This is a genomic window from Streptococcus sp. CF8_Ac1-9, from assembly GCF_024295565.1.
GTDB lineage: Bacteria > Bacillota > Bacilli > Lactobacillales > Streptococcaceae > Streptococcus > Streptococcus parasanguinis_X.
On record NZ_JANCOY010000002.1, the window covers coordinates 63,150 to 79,637 of the forward strand.

Consider the following 16,488-nt stretch of genomic DNA (forward strand, 5'->3'; position numbering starts at 1 on the left):
ATGAAAACAATGAAAATTGCACCCTCAATTTTGAGTGCCGATTATGCCAATTTTGAAAGTGAATTGAAACGCTTAGAAGCAGCTGGAGCTGACTATGCCCATATCGATGTCATGGATGGCCATTTTGTGCCCAATATCAGCTTTGGAGCTGGTGTCGTAGAGAGCATGCGTCCACATAGCAAGTTGGTCTTTGATTGCCACTTGATGGTCACCAATCCCGAACACCATATCGAAGAATTTGCCCGTGCAGGTGCTGATATCATCAGCATCCACGTAGAAGCTACTCCCCATATTCACGGAGCTCTTCAAAAAATTCGTCAAGCAGGTGTGAAGGCTAGTGTCGTGATCAACCCAGGGACTCCTGTAGACAGTATCAAACATGTCTTGAACTTGGTGGACCAAGTCTTGGTCATGACCGTTAATCCAGGATTCGGTGGTCAAGCCTTCTTGCCTGAAACCATGGACAAGGTGCGCGAATTAGCCGCTCTTCGTGAAGAAAAAGGCTTAGACTTTGATATCGAAGTGGATGGTGGAATTGATAGTCAAAGTATTTCCCAAGCAAAAGAAGCCGGGGCCAATGTTTTTGTAGCAGGCTCTTATGTCTTTAATGGAGATGTCAATGAGCGCGTCCAAACGCTCCGAGATGCTGTAAATGGGTAAGATCGCAATACTGGCAGGAGGTGACAGCGCGCTCTTGCCAAAAGATCATGACGTTTATGTAGGCGTTGATGGTGGCTGTTTGAAGTTACTGGAACAAGGTCTGCCTTTAGATATAGCTGTGGGGGATTTCGATTCTGTCTCTGAGACCGATTTGCGCCAGATCCAAACCCAAGCCAAGCAGGTTATTCAATCCATCCCTGAAAAGAACGATACGGATTTGGAATTGGCCTTAAAAGCGGCCTTTGAGGCCTATCCAGAGGCTGGTGTCACCGTTTATGGTGCCTTTGGCGGTCGTTTGGATCACTTCTTGTCCAATATCTTTTTGCCGACCGATCCAGACCTAGCTCCCTACATGGAGCAGATCCAATTAGTCGACGGTCAAAATCGCTTGATCTACAGACCAGCTGGTTGCCATGAGATTCAGCCAGATCCTGCCATGTCCTATGTTGGTTTTATGCCTGTCGGACAAGGCCACTTAGAGATCACAGGGGCCAAGTATCCGCTCCATCAGGAGAATTATTTTTTGAAGGCCATGTATGGCTCCAATGAATTTTTGGATCAACCGATTCAAGTGAGTCTTGATCGTGGCTATCTTGTCATTGTTTATAGTAAAGACAGAGGTTAATATGAATATCATTCTGCTTCTGATTGGCCTACTCAATCTGGGCCTCCTCATCTATTTCTTGCAACGGTCAGACGACACAAGACCGGCTTTACGAGAGATGCTGGAAGACCATGAGGATCATTTGACAGACCAGTTGGACTATCGTTTTGAAAAAGAAAGACAAGCAAGCCAGATTGCCAATCAGCAGTTAGAGATTGCCCTGACAGATCGCTTAACCGAGATGAGAGTGGAGATCCACCAGCAGACGACGGCTCTGCGCGCTGAGATGAATGAGCACTTTACTAAAAATCGGGACAAAACAGATGAGCGCATGCGCCAGATCCAAGAGTCCAATGAAGTGCGGCTAGAACAGATGCGCCAAACGGTAGAAGAAAAATTGGAGAAAACCTTGCAGCACCGCTTGCAGACCTCCTTTGAGACGGTTTCAAAACAATTGGAGTCGGTCAACAAAGGGTTGGGAGAAATGCAGACAGTGGCGCGGGATGTCGGAACCCTTAATAAAGTTCTCTCCAACACCAAGACGCGTGGGATTATGGGCGAATTGCAGCTGGGTCAAATCATTGAAGATATCTTGACCCCAGCCCAGTATGAGCGGGAGTTTGTCACCGTTCCCCAATCCAGTGAGCGTGTGGAGTATGCTATTAAGCTTCCAGGACAAGGAGAGGAGCCAGTCTATCTGCCGATTGACTCTAAATTCCCACTGGAAGACTACTATCGTCTGGAAGAAGCTTATGAATCAGGAGAGAAAGAGGAGATCGAGCGTTACCGCAAGGCCCTTCTTGCTAGTATCAAGCGTTTTGCTAAGGATATCCAACAAAAATACCTCTTTCCACCAGCGACAACGAATTTCGGAATTCTCTTTTTGCCAACTGAAGGCCTCTATTCCGAAGTGGTTCGCAATCCAGAATTCTTCGACCGCTTGCGTCGGGACGAACAAATTTTAGTGGCTGGGCCAAGTACCTTATCAGCCCTCTTGAACTCCTTGTCTGTTGGCTTTAAAACGCTCAACATCCAAAAGAGCGCAGATGACATTAGCAAGGTGTTGGGATCGGTCAAATCAGAATTCCATAAGTTTGGAGGGATTCTGGCCAAGACTCAGCGCCATTTAAAGAATGCTTCCAATAATATTGATGATTTGCTAACCAGACGTACCAGTGCCATCGAGCGGACACTCCGCCAAATCGAAAGCGATGAGGACCTGCTGGGACTAGATGTATATATAGAAGATGGAGAAGATGATGGTCAAAATTAACCAAATGAAAAAAGATGAATTGTTCGAAGGATTCTATTTGATCAAGTCAGCAGAAGTGCGTCAAACGCGGGCCGGGAAAAACTACCTCGCCTTTGTCTTCCAGGATGAGACCGGTACAATCGAAGGTAAACTATGGGATGCCCAACCCCACAATGTAGAGAGTTTTATGGCTGGGCGCGTGGTCCATATGTCTGGACGTCGAGAAGTTTACAATAATACTCCGCAAGTCAACCAATTAAACATGCGCTTGCCCCAAGCAGGAGAGCCCAACAATCCAGCAGACTTTAAGGAAAAACCACCAGTAGATCCCAAGGAATTGCATGAATACCTGTCAAACATGATTTTCAAAATTGAAAATCCAGTCTGGCAACGGATTGTCCGGGCCCTCTATGGGAAATATGAGAAAGAGTTTTATAGTTATCCAGCTGCTAAGACCAACCACCATGCCTTTGAAGCAGGCCTTGCTTATCATACGGCAACCATGGTCCGCTTGGCAGATAGTATCGGCGATATATATCCTCAGTTGAATAAGAGCTTGCTCTTTGCAGGGATTATGTTACACGATTTGGCCAAGGTGATCGAGTTGACGGGGCCTGAAAATACAGAATACACTGTTCGGGGCAACCTCATCGGCCACATTGCACTGATCGATGAAGAAATCACCAAGGTCTTGCAAGACTTGAAGATTGATGACCAAAAAGAAGAAGTCATCGTCCTTCGCCATGTGATCTTGAGTCACCATGGCTTGCTCGAATACGGTAGTCCTGTTCGTCCAAAGATCATGGAAGCAGAGATTATTCATATGATCGATAATTTGGATGCGGAAATGATGATGATGACAACAGCCCTTGGCTTAATTGGTCCTGGCGAAATGACCAATAAAATCTTCGCCATGGAAAATCGTTCCTTCTATAAACCGAATCTCGACTAGTAAAAACAGGGATAAATACGGGAATGATTCTGCCAAAAATAAAATAATCAGGAAAAAACGGCCTTCTGTAAATCAGAATGTTCGTTTTTTTCGCTTCTTATGGTATAATGATAGAAAAAACTACATGGTGAGAAAATGAAATTAAGAAGAAGTGAACGGATGGTCGTAATTTCTAATTACTTGATCAACCATCCCTATGAATTGACTAGCCTCAATACGTTTGCGGAAAAGTATGAGTCTGCCAAGTCTTCCATCTCAGAAGATATCGTGATCATTAAGCGTGCGTTTGAAGAGATGGAAATCGGAAATATTGAGACCATTACAGGAGCTGGTGGAGGTGTTATCTTTACACCGTCTATCTCAGATCAAGAATCCAAAGAAATCGTCGAAGATCTTTGCAAGCAACTGTCTGAAAGTGATCGTATCCTTCCTGGTGGCTACATTTACCTGTCTGATCTTTTGAGCAATCCGAAGATTTTGAATCGGATCGGCCGCATCATTGCCAAAGCCTTCCGGGGCAAGAAGATTGATGCTGTCATGACCGTAGCGACTAAGGGAGTTCCTCTAGCTAATGCAGTAGCCAATGTCTTGAATGTTCCATTCGTCATTGTCCGTCGTGATTTGAAAATCACTGAAGGGTCAACCGTTAGTGTCAACTATGTTTCCGGCTCAAGTGGGGATCGTATTGAGAAAATGTTCCTTTCAAAGCGGAGCCTAAAAGCAGGAAGCCGAGTCTTGATTGTCGATGATTTCCTTAAAGGTGGCGGAACGATTAACGGAATGGTCAGCCTCTTGTCTGAATTTGATTCTGAATTAGCAGGAGTAGCTGTCTTTGCGGATAATGCTGCAACCGACCGGGAATTCTTTGAACACAAATCCTTATTGCGCGTGACCAACATCGATGTAAAAGAAAATAAATTGAGTGTCGAAGTTGGGAATATCTTTGATTAAGAGCAACAAAGGAGGATCAAAAAGTGAAAAGAATTTTAGATCGATTTGATAATAGTCCTTTGTGGATTCGCTTGGTGACAGTTCTGTCTCTATCCTTTATTTTGGTAGCTGGTTTGTATACCGTTAAAAAGAATACGGCTGCCCAGGTAACGACAGAAATTCAACCTGCTAAAAAAACAGGTTCCCTTCCAGTGAAAAAGGAAACAAAGGAAGAAAAAGAAAAGAAGGAAGAAAAGAAAAATACAGAAGCTGCTGAAAAAGCAGTCGTTCAAATGGAAACAACGCCAAGTCAAGATTCTGTGAACGCTGCCCAAGCTGCTGTGAAGAAAGTCAAAGATGCGACTCAAAAGCAATCGCTTGAAGCCCGTATTCAATACATCGCTAACTATTATGGACTGACCTATGAGAGCGACACAGCGGCAACACAGCAGACTCAAACAGACGCTAATGCCAACGCAAATGCTAATGCTAATGCTAATGCCAATGCTGGAGTAGCTGGAGCCAATGCGACAGTTCAACCACAACAGCAACAACAACAGTATGCTCCGGCTGCAGATGCAGGGGTAGAAGTACCTGCTGAAGCTGGTCAATAATGAACTTTTTCGACTTCTTTAAAAAATAAAAAAACATCTTGCAATCAAAGTGCCGTCATGTTATAATAATAGACGGTACTTTTTACTTTTGGTCTCTCAAGAGTGTACAGGGACGTGCTGACAAATGTTGCAAAAGTACACACAGATGGTAGCTGTCACCAAGTGTACCATCACCAAAAATAAAAAATTTCACAGGAGAATGTAGATGCCTACAATTAACCAATTGGTTCGCAAACCGCGTAAATCAAAAGTAGAAAAATCTAAATCACCAGCTTTGAACGTTGGTTACAACAGTCATAAAAAAGTTCAAACAAACGTTTCTTCACCACAAAAACGTGGTGTTGCAACTCGTGTTGGAACAATGACACCTAAAAAACCTAACTCAGCCCTTCGTAAATTCGCTCGTGTACGTTTGAGCAACTTGATCGAAGTAACTGCTTATATCCCAGGTATCGGACACAACTTGCAAGAACACAGCGTGGTTCTTCTTCGTGGTGGACGTGTAAAAGACCTTCCAGGGGTACGTTACCATATCGTCCGTGGAGCACTTGATACTGCAGGTGTAAACGATCGTAAACAAGGCCGTTCTAAATACGGTACTAAAAAACCAAAAGCATAAGGAAAGGGGATAAAGAAAAATGAGTCGTAAAAACCGTGCGCCTAAACGCGATGTATTGCCAGATCCGCTTTACAATTCACAATTAGTTACTCGTCTTATCAACCGCGTTATGCTTGATGGTAAACGTGGTACAGCTGCTTCAATCGTATACGGAGCTTTCGAACAAATTAAAGAAGCTACTGGAAACGACGCTCTTGAAGTATTCGAAACAGCTATGGAAAACATTATGCCTGTACTTGAAGTACGTGCTCGCCGTGTCGGTGGTTCTAACTACCAAGTCCCAGTTGAAGTTCGTCCAGAACGTCGTACAACACTTGGACTTCGTTGGTTGGTAACAATCGCTCGTCAACGTGGTGAACACACAATGGTTGATCGTCTTGCAAAAGAAATCTTGGATGCAGCGAACAACACTGGTGCAGCTGTTAAGAAACGTGAAGATACTCACCGTATGGCTGAAGCTAACCGTGCATTCGCACACTTCCGCTGGTAAGATTAAGATACTGAGGGCGTTAAAAAAGCGACTGAAAATTAGGAAGCTTGACGAAGAATCAAGGATTCTAGGAAAGCTTATCTATTTTCCGAGCTTTTAGCCCGGGTTCAATTATGATACTAATAGCGGCAAAGGCCCAAGGCAAAAATAGGAAACTGATGCAGTGTTCCGTGAACACAAAGCAGTTTATCTTTTTTGCACCGGGCCTCGCTCGGGTTCAAATCAGTTAACTTGAGCTTTTAGCCCGAGTTCAATTAAGCTTCGTCAGCTCTTGGACCCAATTCAACTCTTCTTACAAGTTGGAACCAAAACTTAGCATGAAAACACTGAGAACGGGTAGGTCCTGCCTATCCGTTTTTATTAAATCATGTTATAATAGAATATAGAAATAAAAAATATAGGAGAAACAAACCTCATGGCACGCGAATTTTCACTTGAAAAAACTCGTAATATCGGTATCATGGCTCACGTCGATGCTGGTAAAACAACTACAACTGAGCGTATCCTTTACTACACTGGTAAGATTCACAAAATCGGTGAAACTCACGAAGGTGCGTCACAAATGGACTGGATGGAGCAAGAGCAAGAACGTGGTATCACCATCACATCTGCCGCTACAACAGCTCAATGGAAAGACACTCGTGTAAACATCATCGACACACCAGGACACGTGGACTTCACTATCGAAGTTCAACGTTCACTCCGCGTTTTGGACGGTGCTGTAACCGTTCTTGACTCACAATCAGGTGTTGAGCCTCAAACTGAAACAGTTTGGCGTCAAGCAACTGAATACGGAGTTCCACGTATCGTATTCGCTAACAAGATGGATAAAATCGGTGCTGACTTCCTTTACTCAGTAAGCACACTTCATGACCGTCTTCAAGCAAACGCTCACCCAATTCAATTGCCAATCGGTGCTGAAGATGACTTCCGCGGAATCATTGACTTGATCAAGATGAAAGCTGAAATCTATACTAACGACCTTGGTACAGATATCCTTGAAGAAGATATTCCAGCTGAATACCTTGAACAAGCTCAAGAATACCGTGAAAAATTGGTTGAAGCAGTTGCTGAAACTGATGAAGACTTGATGATGAAATACCTTGAAGGGGAAGAAATCACAAACGAAGAATTGAAAGCTGGTATCCGTAAAGCTACAATCAACGTTGAATTCTACCCAGTACTTTGTGGTTCTGCCTTCAAGAACAAAGGGGTTCAATTGATGTTGGATGCAGTCCTTGACTACCTTCCAAGCCCACTTGATATCCCTGCAATCAAGGGTGTAAACCCAGATACAGACGAAGAAGAAGAACGTCCAGCATCTGATGAAGAGCCATTTGCAGCTCTTGCCTTCAAGATCATGACTGACCCATTCGTAGGTCGTTTGACATTCTTCCGTGTTTACTCAGGTGTCTTGAACTCAGGTTCATACGTCTTGAACACTTCTAAAGGTAAACGTGAACGTATCGGACGTATCCTTCAAATGCACGCCAACACTCGTAAAGAAATCGAAACAGTTTACTCTGGAGATATCGCTGCTGCCGTTGGTTTGAAAGATACTACAACTGGTGACTCATTGACAGATGAAAAAGCAAAAATCATCCTTGAATCAATCGAAGTTCCAGAACCAGTTATCCAATTGATGGTTGAACCTAAATCTAAAGCAGACCAAGACAAGATGGGTATCGCCCTTCAAAAATTGGCTGAAGAAGATCCAACATTCCGCGTTGAAACAAACCCTGAAACTGGTGAAACAGTTATCTCTGGTATGGGTGAGTTGCACTTGGATGTCCTTGTTGACCGTATGAAACGTGAATTCAAGGTTGAAGCTAACGTTGGTGCCCCTCAAGTATCTTACCGTGAAACATTCCGCGCTTCTACACAAGCACGTGGATTCTTCAAACGTCAATCTGGTGGTAAAGGTCAGTTTGGTGATGTTTGGATCGAATTTACTCCAAACGAAGAAGGTAAAGGATTCGAGTTCGAAAATGCTATCGTCGGTGGTGTGGTTCCACGTGAATTCATCCCTGCAGTAGAAAAAGGACTTCAAGAATCTATGGCGAACGGTGTTCTTGCTGGTTACCCAATGGTTGACGTGAAAGCTAAGCTTTACGATGGTTCATACCACGATGTCGACTCATCTGAAACTGCCTTCAAGATCGCTGCATCTCTTGCGCTTAAAGAAGCTGCTAAGACTGCACAACCAGCTATCCTTGAACCAATGATGCTTGTAACCATCACAGTTCCTGAAGAAAACCTTGGGGATGTTATGGGTCACGTAACTGCTCGTCGTGGACGTGTAGATGGTATGGAAGCACACGGTGCAAGCCAAATCGTTCGTGCTTATGTCCCACTTGCTGAAATGTTTGGTTACGCTACTGTTCTTCGTTCTGCAACTCAAGGACGTGGTACCTTCATGATGGTATTTGACCACTACGAAGATGTACCAAAATCAGTACAAGAAGAAATCATTAAAAAAGCTAAAGGTGAAGCTTAATTTACCAAAGCTAAGAAACTCTTCCCATTCGGGAAGAGTTTTTCTTTGTTCCAAGAGTGAATACAAGTAAAAAAGTGCTTTTCCTATCGATCAAGACTTTGTGAAAAACTTTAATAAAAGAGGTGGTGATCTATGATAAATCTTGCTTTTCGTTGGGAAATAGTTGCTTTTTAATGCAATAAAGTATATAATAGAGACTGTTAAAAGATGTTTGGCGCTGTGTCAAGTTACTCTTTTCACAAAAAAATTTTTTGATTTTCATAAGGAGGAAATCACGAATGGTAGTTAAAGTTGGTATTAACGGTTTCGGTCGTATCGGACGTCTTGCTTTCCGTCGTATCCAAAACGTAGAAGGTGTTGAAGTTACACGCATCAACGACCTTACAGATCCAGTTATGCTTGCACACTTGTTGAAATACGATACAACTCAAGGTCGTTTCGACGGTACTGTGGAAGTTAAAGAAGGTGGATTCGAAGTTAACGGTAAATTCGTTAAAGTTTCCGCTGAACGTGATCCAGAACAAATCGACTGGGCTAACGACGGTGTAGAAATCGTTCTTGAAGCAACTGGTTTCTTTGCTACTAAAGCAGCTGCTGAAAAACACTTGCATGCTGGTGGTGCTAAGAAAGTTGTTATCACTGCTCCTGGTGGATCAGATGTTAAAACAGTCGTATTTAACACTAACCACGATATTCTTGATGGTACTGAAACAGTTATCTCAGGTGCTTCATGTACTACAAACTGCTTGGCTCCAATGGCTAAAGCTCTTCAAGATAACTTCGGTGTTGTTGAAGGATTGATGACTACTATCCACGCTTACACTGGTGACCAAATGATCCTTGACGGTCCACACCGTAAAGGTGACCTTCGTCGTGCACGCGCTGGTGCTGCTAACATCGTTCCTAACTCAACTGGTGCTGCTAAAGCAATCGGTTTGGTTATCCCTGAATTGAACGGTAAATTGGACGGAGCTGCACAACGTGTTCCTGTTCCAACTGGATCAGTTACTGAATTGGTAGTTGTTCTTGATAAGAACGTTACTGTTGATGAAGTGAACGCAGCTATGAAAGCAGCTTCAAACGAATCATACGGTTACACTGAAGATCCAATCGTTTCTTCAGACGTTGTAGGTATGTCTTACGGATCATTGTTTGACGCAACTCAAACTAAAGTTATTGACGTTGACGGTAAACAATTGGTTAAAGTTGTTTCATGGTATGACAACGAAATGTCTTACACTGCACAACTTGTTCGTACTCTTGAATACTTCGCAAAAATTGCTAAATAATTCATGCGTATGATGAGAGGAGGGAAACCTCCTCTTTTTTTGTACTTTTTTTAGAGCTTTCTCATCATATTATAGGAATTGCCAAAATAGATTGACAGTGCTAAATAGATTAGGGTATCCTATTCTTGATTGGAGATTTCTAATACAAGAAAATGAAAGCGATTACAGGTCGTGGAGAAAGGAGCCAATGGAAATCGCTCAAGAAAAAGAAAAAACCATACAAGGAGGTCAAGATGAACGGTCATCTATTTGAAAAGAAAGAACGATTTAGTATACGAAAATTCAGTGTGGGGGTTTGTTCCGCATTGATTGGGTTAGCATTTTTAGGAACAGGTGCTGTCTCTGCAGATGAGACGGTTTCTACTAGTGAACAACCCTTGGAAAGCTCTTCAGCAACGACCGAAGACGTCAATCATCTAGTGAGAGAAGCTGGCGTCTATACTGCAGATGCGGCCTTACCTTCTGCAGAAACGGAAAAACCAGTCGCAGAAGCGGTCACTCCGGAGGCTAGCCCTACGAGTACAGAAGCTAGCTCGACGACTACAGATCATCCAGCTGTTTCAGAGACTGAAAAACCAAAAGTTGCTGCTGAAAAAGTGGCCGATTTACCAACCAATGAAGAAAAACAATTGAGACCCAAAGAAGTTAAGTTCGATACCTGGGACGATCTCTTGAAGTGGGAACCAGGAAAACGAGTGGATGACGATATGAACAGAGCAAGCGTCCCACTTGCGAGTCGTTTCCAAGGAAAACAAATTAATGAACAAGCCAACCCTGAAGCGAAGATCCAAGCACTGTCAAATATGAACTCCAAAGCAAAGGATCATGCGTCTGTCGGCGGGGAAGAGTTTAAAGCCTATGCGTTTGATTACTGGCAATATTTGGATTCCATGGTCTTTTGGGAAGGGCTGGTTCCATCAGCAGATGTGATCGATGCTGCCCACCGAAATGGGGTTCCTATTTATGGAACAATCTTTTATAACTGGTCTAGCAGCATCAAGGATCAAGAACATTTTGCAGAAACCTTGAAAGAAGATAGTGAAGGCTCTAAAACTTTCCCGATCGCCCGTAAATTAGTCGAACTTGCCAAGTACTATGGCTTTGATGGTTACTTTATCAACCAAGAAACGACCGGAAATCTTGTAGAACCATTGGGTCCAAAATTGAGAGATTTTCTTCTTTATACCAAGGAATATGCGAAGAGTCTGAACTATCCGATTAAGTATTCCTGGTATGATGCTATGACCTATGAATATGGTCGTTACCATGAGAATGCGCTGGGAGAATACAACTACAATTTCATGCAGCCTGAAAACGGGGAAAATCCAGTTGATACTTTCTTTGCTAACTTTAACTGGGGCAAATCAGAAGTTGATTATTCCATCAGCACAGCTAAATGGATTCATCGGAATCCTTATGATGTTCTAGCTGGACTCGAGCTCCAAAAAGGAGGCTCTTATAAGACTAATGTAGACTGGAATGCCATTTTAGATGAACATGGCAAGTTGCGTCTATCCCTTGGTCTTTATGCGCCAGATACGATTACAGGGCTAGGAAAGACTGGAGAAGGATACCATACCCATGAAGATCTATTCTGGACAGGTTTCCAAGGAGATCCGACTAAAGGAAAACCAGCAGACCAATCTTGGTACGGTATGTCCAATCTAGTAGTGGACAAAACCCCAATCACTAGTGAAGATTTCAATACTTCCTTTAATACTGGACACGGAAAACACTGGTTTGTGGATGGCAAGATTTCTAAAGAAGGGGAGTGGAACTACCGTTCTGTTTCTGGCTACCTTCCAACATGGCGTTGGTGGGTAGAGCATAGTGAGGATAGTGCGCCATTGAAAGGTCGTTATGATTTTGATCAAGCCTACAATGGAGGAAATTCTCTAGCCTTTGAAGGAGATTTAAAAGCCAATAGCAGTCAAAATGTCATGCTCTATTCGACCAAGATTCCTGTGACAGAAACGACAAAATTGAGCGTCAGTCATAAAGGTGGGATCGGAGCAGCTGCCTGGGTAGCTGTTGCCACCAAAGAAGACTACTCTGAATACGAATGGAAAGAATTGACACCGAGTGCGGATTGGTCTACTCAAACCTTTGATTTGGGAAGTTTGGCTGGCAAGACCATTTATGCTGTGAAGATGTTCTTTGACCATGATACGGATGTTAAAGACTACAAATTTAATCTCGGCCAATTGTCGATTACTTCAAACCAAGAGAAACCAGCGACTCCAGCAGAAGTATCCGTTCGAGCAAAACGCCTACAAAATGCGCAAGAAGCAGAAGCAGTCCTCAATTTTAAAGGGGTAGCAGATGCGGATTATTATGAAGTCTATGAAAAAGATGGCGATAACTGGCGTCTCTTAACAGGGTCTTCTGCGACAACCGTCTATCTACCAAAAGTTAGCCGTTCAGCAAGTGCTGAAGGAACCACTCAGGAACTCAAGGTTGTGGCAGTTGGAAAGAATGGTCAACGTTCGGATGCGGGAACTGTAGCCTTTGATTGGGGCATGACCGTGTCAGATACCAGTCTACCAAAAGCTTTAGCGCCAAACGTGGTCATCGGAGCCAAAGTGATCGGTTCGAGCTTCCCGGATGCGGATGGTAGTGAAGGCATCGAAGGTATGTTAAATGGTACCATTACCAGTCTTTCAGATAAATGGTCTTCTGCTCAATTGAGTGGAACCGTCGATATTCGTTTGACACAACCACGGACCATTGTTCGTTGGGTCATGGACCATGCCGGTGCGGGTGGAGAATCTGTCGACGATGGCAAGATGAATACCCGTGACTTCGACCTTTACTACAAGGATGAAGCGGGTGAATGGAAGCTTGCTAAGGAAGTTCGTGGCAATAAAGCCCATGTGTCCGACATTACACTCGACCATCCAATCAAGGCTCAAGACTGGCGTCTCCATGTCATTACGGCAGATAACGGCACCCCATGGCAAGCCATCCGGATTTACAACTGGAAGATGTATGAAAGTCTGGATACTGAAACGGTCAATATTCCGATGAAACATGCTGCAGCGCAAAACTTAGGTAATCATTTTGTCCAAGTCGGCTTCAAAGATGTTCCGGCCGATACCACTCTGACTCTTTATGCCGATAAAGAAGCCACTAGTCCAATTGCGACCATGACAGCCGATCAAGCTGGAAATCTCATCTTTAAACCGCTGGCTTTTGAATCAACCCCGTCTCTTCTTTACTATCGTGCACAAGTTCCTGGTAAAGATATCAGTAATGTTTTGGCGATCGAAGTTCCAAAGAATGATAAAGAAATTGCGGGACTTCAATTTGAAGATGGATTGAGCAAGAAGGTTTACCGGGAAGGCGATGCCCTTTCCTTGAAAGGGGCGACTCTCCGCGTTCATTATAAAGATGGCCAAGCAGATCAACTGGTCAATCTCACCAACTCAGGTGTAGAGATTCATGGATTTGACAGTAGCAAGCTTGGAGAACAACACCTAGAAGTCTCTTACCTTGGTCAGAAATTGGATAAGACCCTCACTGTTTTTGTGGTCAGTGCAGAGGAAGCAGGTGAAAAAGCAGTTGCTGGTCTAGAATTGACCGACAAACCAAAAGTGGAATATATTGTCGGAGAAGCATTGGAGAAGGAGGGTGGACGCTTTACAGTCGTCTTTGAAGATGAAACGACCGAAACGCATGCCTTGACAGATGAAGGGGTTGAAGTGACTGGCTTTGATACGACCAAGGAAGGTCGTCAAACCATCACTGTCCATTACAAAGGAGCTAGTACAAGCTTTGATGTCCTCGTGAATCCAAAACCAGCTCTCAACGATGAATACCTTAAGCAAAAATTGGCTGAAGCTGAAGCTGCAAAAGCCAAAGTAGACTTTACTTTTGCGACTCCTGAAGTCAAAGAAGCTTTGCTGGCTGGAATGGCTGCTTCTGAAAAAGTCTTGAAAGAGCATGATACCAGCACACAAGATCAAGTCAATGAGCAGTTGAACCAATTGACCGCTCTCTTGAAAGCCTTGGATGGTCAAGCCAATCTAACAAAAGAAAAAGAAGCTCTCTCTGCTCTGACAACAGAAGCGACTGCTCTATTAACAAGCAAGCCAAATCACCCTTCTGGAGAGGCTTTGCAGGCACTCCTGGAGAAAAATAAAGAGCTCCTAGCTTCTTCAGAGCTCACTCCTGAAGCGCTTGAAACAGCTAAGACAGGTCTAGAGACCTTGATTGCGCTCCTGAAAGAAGATAAGCCAGCGGTCTTTGTAGACCCTGCGACTGGAGTCGAAGTTCAATTCTCCAACTTAGAGCCAACCGTTGTCAAAGGACTAAAAGTCGCAAAAGTTGAAGCCAATCAGACAGAAAAAGAAGAGCTGAAGGGCCGAGAAGGAATCGTCTTTGATATTGAAGGCGTGGATGCAAGCGGTCAAGACATCGATACGCACCATCCATCCCTTGTGAAAATCCCTGTGGATAAGGATAAAGAAGTGGAGCAAGTTCTCTTCTTCCCAGAAGGTCAAGCTCCTCAATCCTTGGCCTTTGAGAGAGTCGGAGATGTGGTCATCTTTACAGCTCCTCACTTTACCCACTATGCGATTGTCTATAAGCCAGCCAAAACGGAAGGACCAGACCAACCGATCCAACCAGAAGAACCGGCTAAACCAGATCAGCCTGTTCAACCAGCTGCCCCAGTGACTCCGGATCCAGCTAATCCATTGAAGCCTACAGAGCCTTCTCAAGTGGATCAGTTGGCCCCAACGACTTCTACTCAAGCGGATCATCAGGAGGAAGAACACAAGGATATGGTCGATCAAGAGATCCATCAGTTGTTAAGTGCCCACCAAGGAGTGAACTTACAGCCAACGGTTCAGCAAGAAACAAAAGATGCCAGCAAAGAAGGTCAATCGGAACACTTACCAAATACGGCAAGCCTAGAAGCTTCCTTTGCAGCTGAAGCTGTTCTCCTAGCAGCCTTAGGAGGCTTCCTCTTGGCTGGTAAGAAGAAAGAAGAGTAATTCTTTTACAAGATTCTTTTGTTCACTTAAAAAGTCACTCTCAAAAAAAACCTCTCTGGTGAAAACCAGAGAGGTTTGATCTTGTATCTAGAAGTGTCGTTCGGATCCTGTGAATTAGAGGGGAAAAGCATTGGATTTTTCTACCTCTTTTACAGCTTTTGTGATATAATTATCATGTATTAAAAAAAGAAGGAGTCATATCTAATGGCAAAATTGACTGTTAAAGACGTTGACTTGAAAGGGAAAAAAGTTCTCGTTCGTGTTGACTTCAACGTTCCTGTAAAAGATGGCGTGATCACTAATGATAACCGTATCACTGCAGCTCTTCCAACTATCAAGTACATCCTTGAACAAGGTGGACGTGCAATCCTCTTCTCTCACCTTGGACGTGTTAAAGAAGAAGCAGATAAAGAAGGTAAATCACTTGCTCCTGTAGCTGCTGACTTGGCTGCAAAATTGGGTCAAGAAGTTCAATTTATCCCAGGTGTTACACGTGGTGCTGAATTGGAAGCAGCTGTTAACGCTCTTGAAGATGGACAAGTTCTCTTGGTTGAAAACACTCGTTTCGAAGATGTTGACGGCAAGAAAGAATCTAAAAACGATCCTGAACTTGGTAAATACTGGGCATCACTTGGAGATGGTATCTTCGTAAACGATGCATTTGGTACAGCTCACCGTGCACACGCATCTAACGTTGGTATCTCAGCAAACGTTGAAAAAGCTGTTGCTGGATTCCTTCTTGAAAACGAAATTGCTTACATTAAAGAAGCAGTTGAAGCTCCAGAACGTCCATTCGTAGCCATCCTTGGTGGTTCAAAAGTTTCAGACAAGATCGGTGTTATCGAAAACTTGCTTGAAAAAGCTGATAAAGTTCTTATCGGTGGTGGGATGACTTACACATTCTACAAAGCACAAGGTATCGAAATCGGTAACTCACTTGTAGAAGAAGACAAATTGGATGTGGCGAAAGCTCTTCTTGAAAAATCAAACGGCAAATTGATCTTGCCAGTTGACTCAAAAGAAGCGAACGCATTTGCTGACTACACTGAAGTGAAAGACACTGAAGGTGAAGCAGTAGATCCAGGATTCCTTGGTCTTGATATCGGTCCTAAATCAATCGCTAAATTCGACCAAGAATTGACTGGTGCGAAAACAGTTGTATGGAACGGACCTATGGGTGTATTTGAAAACCCTGACTTCCAAGCTGGTACAATCGGTGTGATGGACGCTATCGTGAAACAACCAGGCGTTAAATCAATCATCGGTGGTGGTGACTCAGCTGCTGCTGCGATCAACCTTGGCCGTGCAGACAAATTCTCATGGATCTCTACTGGTGGTGGTGCTTCTATGGAACTCCTTGAAGGTAAAGAACTTCCAGGATTGGCTGCTCTTACAGACAAATAAACTAAATAAAATGAAAGAGGCTGGGACAAAAGTCCTAGCCTCTCAATTATTTTTGGATTGTCTAGCAAGACGCAGTGGTTGAGTGGGCTCTACTATGCTGATTTCATTAGCTTTTATATCCCTACTCAACTGTGCGGAGGTGGGACGACGAAATCGAATTCTAACGAATTACCGATTTCT

Annotated in this window: 12 protein-coding genes; all 12 read left to right on the forward strand. The window is 43.6% G+C overall.

Annotated features, from left to right (window positions below; translation table 11 throughout):
- Positions 1-660, forward strand: a complete 660-nt coding sequence (rpe, locus tag NML76_RS03810; RefSeq protein WP_003002958.1) for a ribulose-phosphate 3-epimerase — start codon at positions 1-3, stop codon at positions 658-660.
- Positions 653-1,285 carry a thiamine diphosphokinase gene (locus tag NML76_RS03815; RefSeq protein ID WP_247923764.1) on the forward strand — a complete coding sequence of 211 codons (633 nt, stop codon included), beginning with the start codon at positions 653-655 and terminating at the stop codon, positions 1,283-1,285. Before rpe ends, NML76_RS03815 begins: the two co-directional genes overlap by 8 nt.
- Position 1,286: 1 nt before the next feature.
- Complete coding sequence (locus NML76_RS03820; RefSeq protein WP_049497101.1) at positions 1,287-2,537, forward strand: DNA recombination protein RmuC; 1,251 nt, start codon at positions 1,287-1,289, stop codon at positions 2,535-2,537.
- On the forward strand, positions 2,524-3,468 hold the full coding sequence (locus NML76_RS03825) for a 3'-5' exoribonuclease YhaM family protein (RefSeq protein WP_037608119.1): 945 nt from the start codon (positions 2,524-2,526) through the stop codon (positions 3,466-3,468). Before NML76_RS03820 ends, NML76_RS03825 begins: the two co-directional genes overlap by 14 nt.
- A gap of 135 nt (positions 3,469-3,603) precedes the next feature.
- Positions 3,604-4,419 (forward strand): pur operon repressor, encoded by an 816-nt coding sequence (gene purR, locus NML76_RS03830; RefSeq protein ID WP_049491697.1) that lies wholly within the window; start codon positions 3,604-3,606, stop codon positions 4,417-4,419.
- Positions 4,420-4,442: 23 nt separating this feature from the next.
- Positions 4,443-5,012 carry a hypothetical protein gene (locus NML76_RS03835; protein WP_247923765.1) on the forward strand — a complete coding sequence of 190 codons (570 nt, stop codon included), beginning with the start codon at positions 4,443-4,445 and terminating at the stop codon, positions 5,010-5,012.
- A 205-nt stretch (positions 5,013-5,217) separates the two neighbouring features.
- Positions 5,218-5,631, forward strand: coding sequence for a 30S ribosomal protein S12 (gene rpsL / locus NML76_RS03840; RefSeq protein ID WP_003003125.1), 414 nt, complete (start codon positions 5,218-5,220; stop codon positions 5,629-5,631).
- A gap of 19 nt (positions 5,632-5,650) precedes the next feature.
- Positions 5,651-6,121 carry a 30S ribosomal protein S7 gene (rpsG, locus tag NML76_RS03845; RefSeq protein WP_003003105.1) on the forward strand — a complete coding sequence of 157 codons (471 nt, stop codon included), beginning with the start codon at positions 5,651-5,653 and terminating at the stop codon, positions 6,119-6,121.
- Between the two features lie 415 nt (positions 6,122-6,536).
- Entirely contained in the window at positions 6,537-8,618 is a 2,082-nt protein-coding gene (gene fusA, locus NML76_RS03850; RefSeq protein ID WP_003003071.1) for an elongation factor G, read from the forward strand.
- 278 nt (positions 8,619-8,896) lie between these two features.
- On the forward strand, positions 8,897-9,907 hold the full coding sequence (gene gap, locus NML76_RS03855; RefSeq protein WP_003003093.1) for a type I glyceraldehyde-3-phosphate dehydrogenase: 1,011 nt from the start codon (positions 8,897-8,899) through the stop codon (positions 9,905-9,907).
- Positions 9,908-10,140: 233 nt separating this feature from the next.
- On the forward strand, positions 10,141-14,904 hold the full coding sequence (locus tag NML76_RS03860) for a bacterial Ig-like domain-containing protein (protein WP_080980946.1): 4,764 nt from the start codon (positions 10,141-10,143) through the stop codon (positions 14,902-14,904).
- A gap of 204 nt (positions 14,905-15,108) precedes the next feature.
- A complete protein-coding gene (pgk, locus tag NML76_RS03865) occupies positions 15,109-16,308 on the forward strand; it encodes a phosphoglycerate kinase (protein WP_031573909.1) in 1,200 nt (399 codons plus the stop codon).
- The last annotated feature ends 180 nt before the right edge of the window (positions 16,309-16,488 follow it).

What these genes read in the sequence shown, in the direction of transcription:
- rpe (WP_003002958.1), top strand. Translation starts at nt 1, where the DNA reads ATGAAAACAATGAAAATTGCACCCTCAATTTTGAGTGCCGATTATGCC.
- NML76_RS03815 (WP_247923764.1), top strand. Translation starts at nt 653, where the DNA reads ATGGGTAAGATCGCAATACTGGCAGGAGGTGACAGCGCGCTCTTGCCA.
- NML76_RS03820 (WP_049497101.1), top strand. Translation starts at nt 1,287, where the DNA reads ATGAATATCATTCTGCTTCTGATTGGCCTACTCAATCTGGGCCTCCTC.
- NML76_RS03825 (WP_037608119.1), top strand. Translation starts at nt 2,524, where the DNA reads ATGGTCAAAATTAACCAAATGAAAAAAGATGAATTGTTCGAAGGATTC.
- purR (WP_049491697.1), top strand. Translation starts at nt 3,604, where the DNA reads ATGAAATTAAGAAGAAGTGAACGGATGGTCGTAATTTCTAATTACTTG.
- rpsL (WP_003003125.1), top strand. Translation starts at nt 5,218, where the DNA reads ATGCCTACAATTAACCAATTGGTTCGCAAACCGCGTAAATCAAAAGTA.
- rpsG (WP_003003105.1), top strand. Translation starts at nt 5,651, where the DNA reads ATGAGTCGTAAAAACCGTGCGCCTAAACGCGATGTATTGCCAGATCCG.
- fusA (WP_003003071.1), top strand. Translation starts at nt 6,537, where the DNA reads ATGGCACGCGAATTTTCACTTGAAAAAACTCGTAATATCGGTATCATG.
- gap (WP_003003093.1), top strand. Translation starts at nt 8,897, where the DNA reads ATGGTAGTTAAAGTTGGTATTAACGGTTTCGGTCGTATCGGACGTCTT.
- NML76_RS03860 (WP_080980946.1), top strand. Translation starts at nt 10,141, where the DNA reads ATGAACGGTCATCTATTTGAAAAGAAAGAACGATTTAGTATACGAAAA.
- pgk (WP_031573909.1), top strand. Translation starts at nt 15,109, where the DNA reads ATGGCAAAATTGACTGTTAAAGACGTTGACTTGAAAGGGAAAAAAGTT.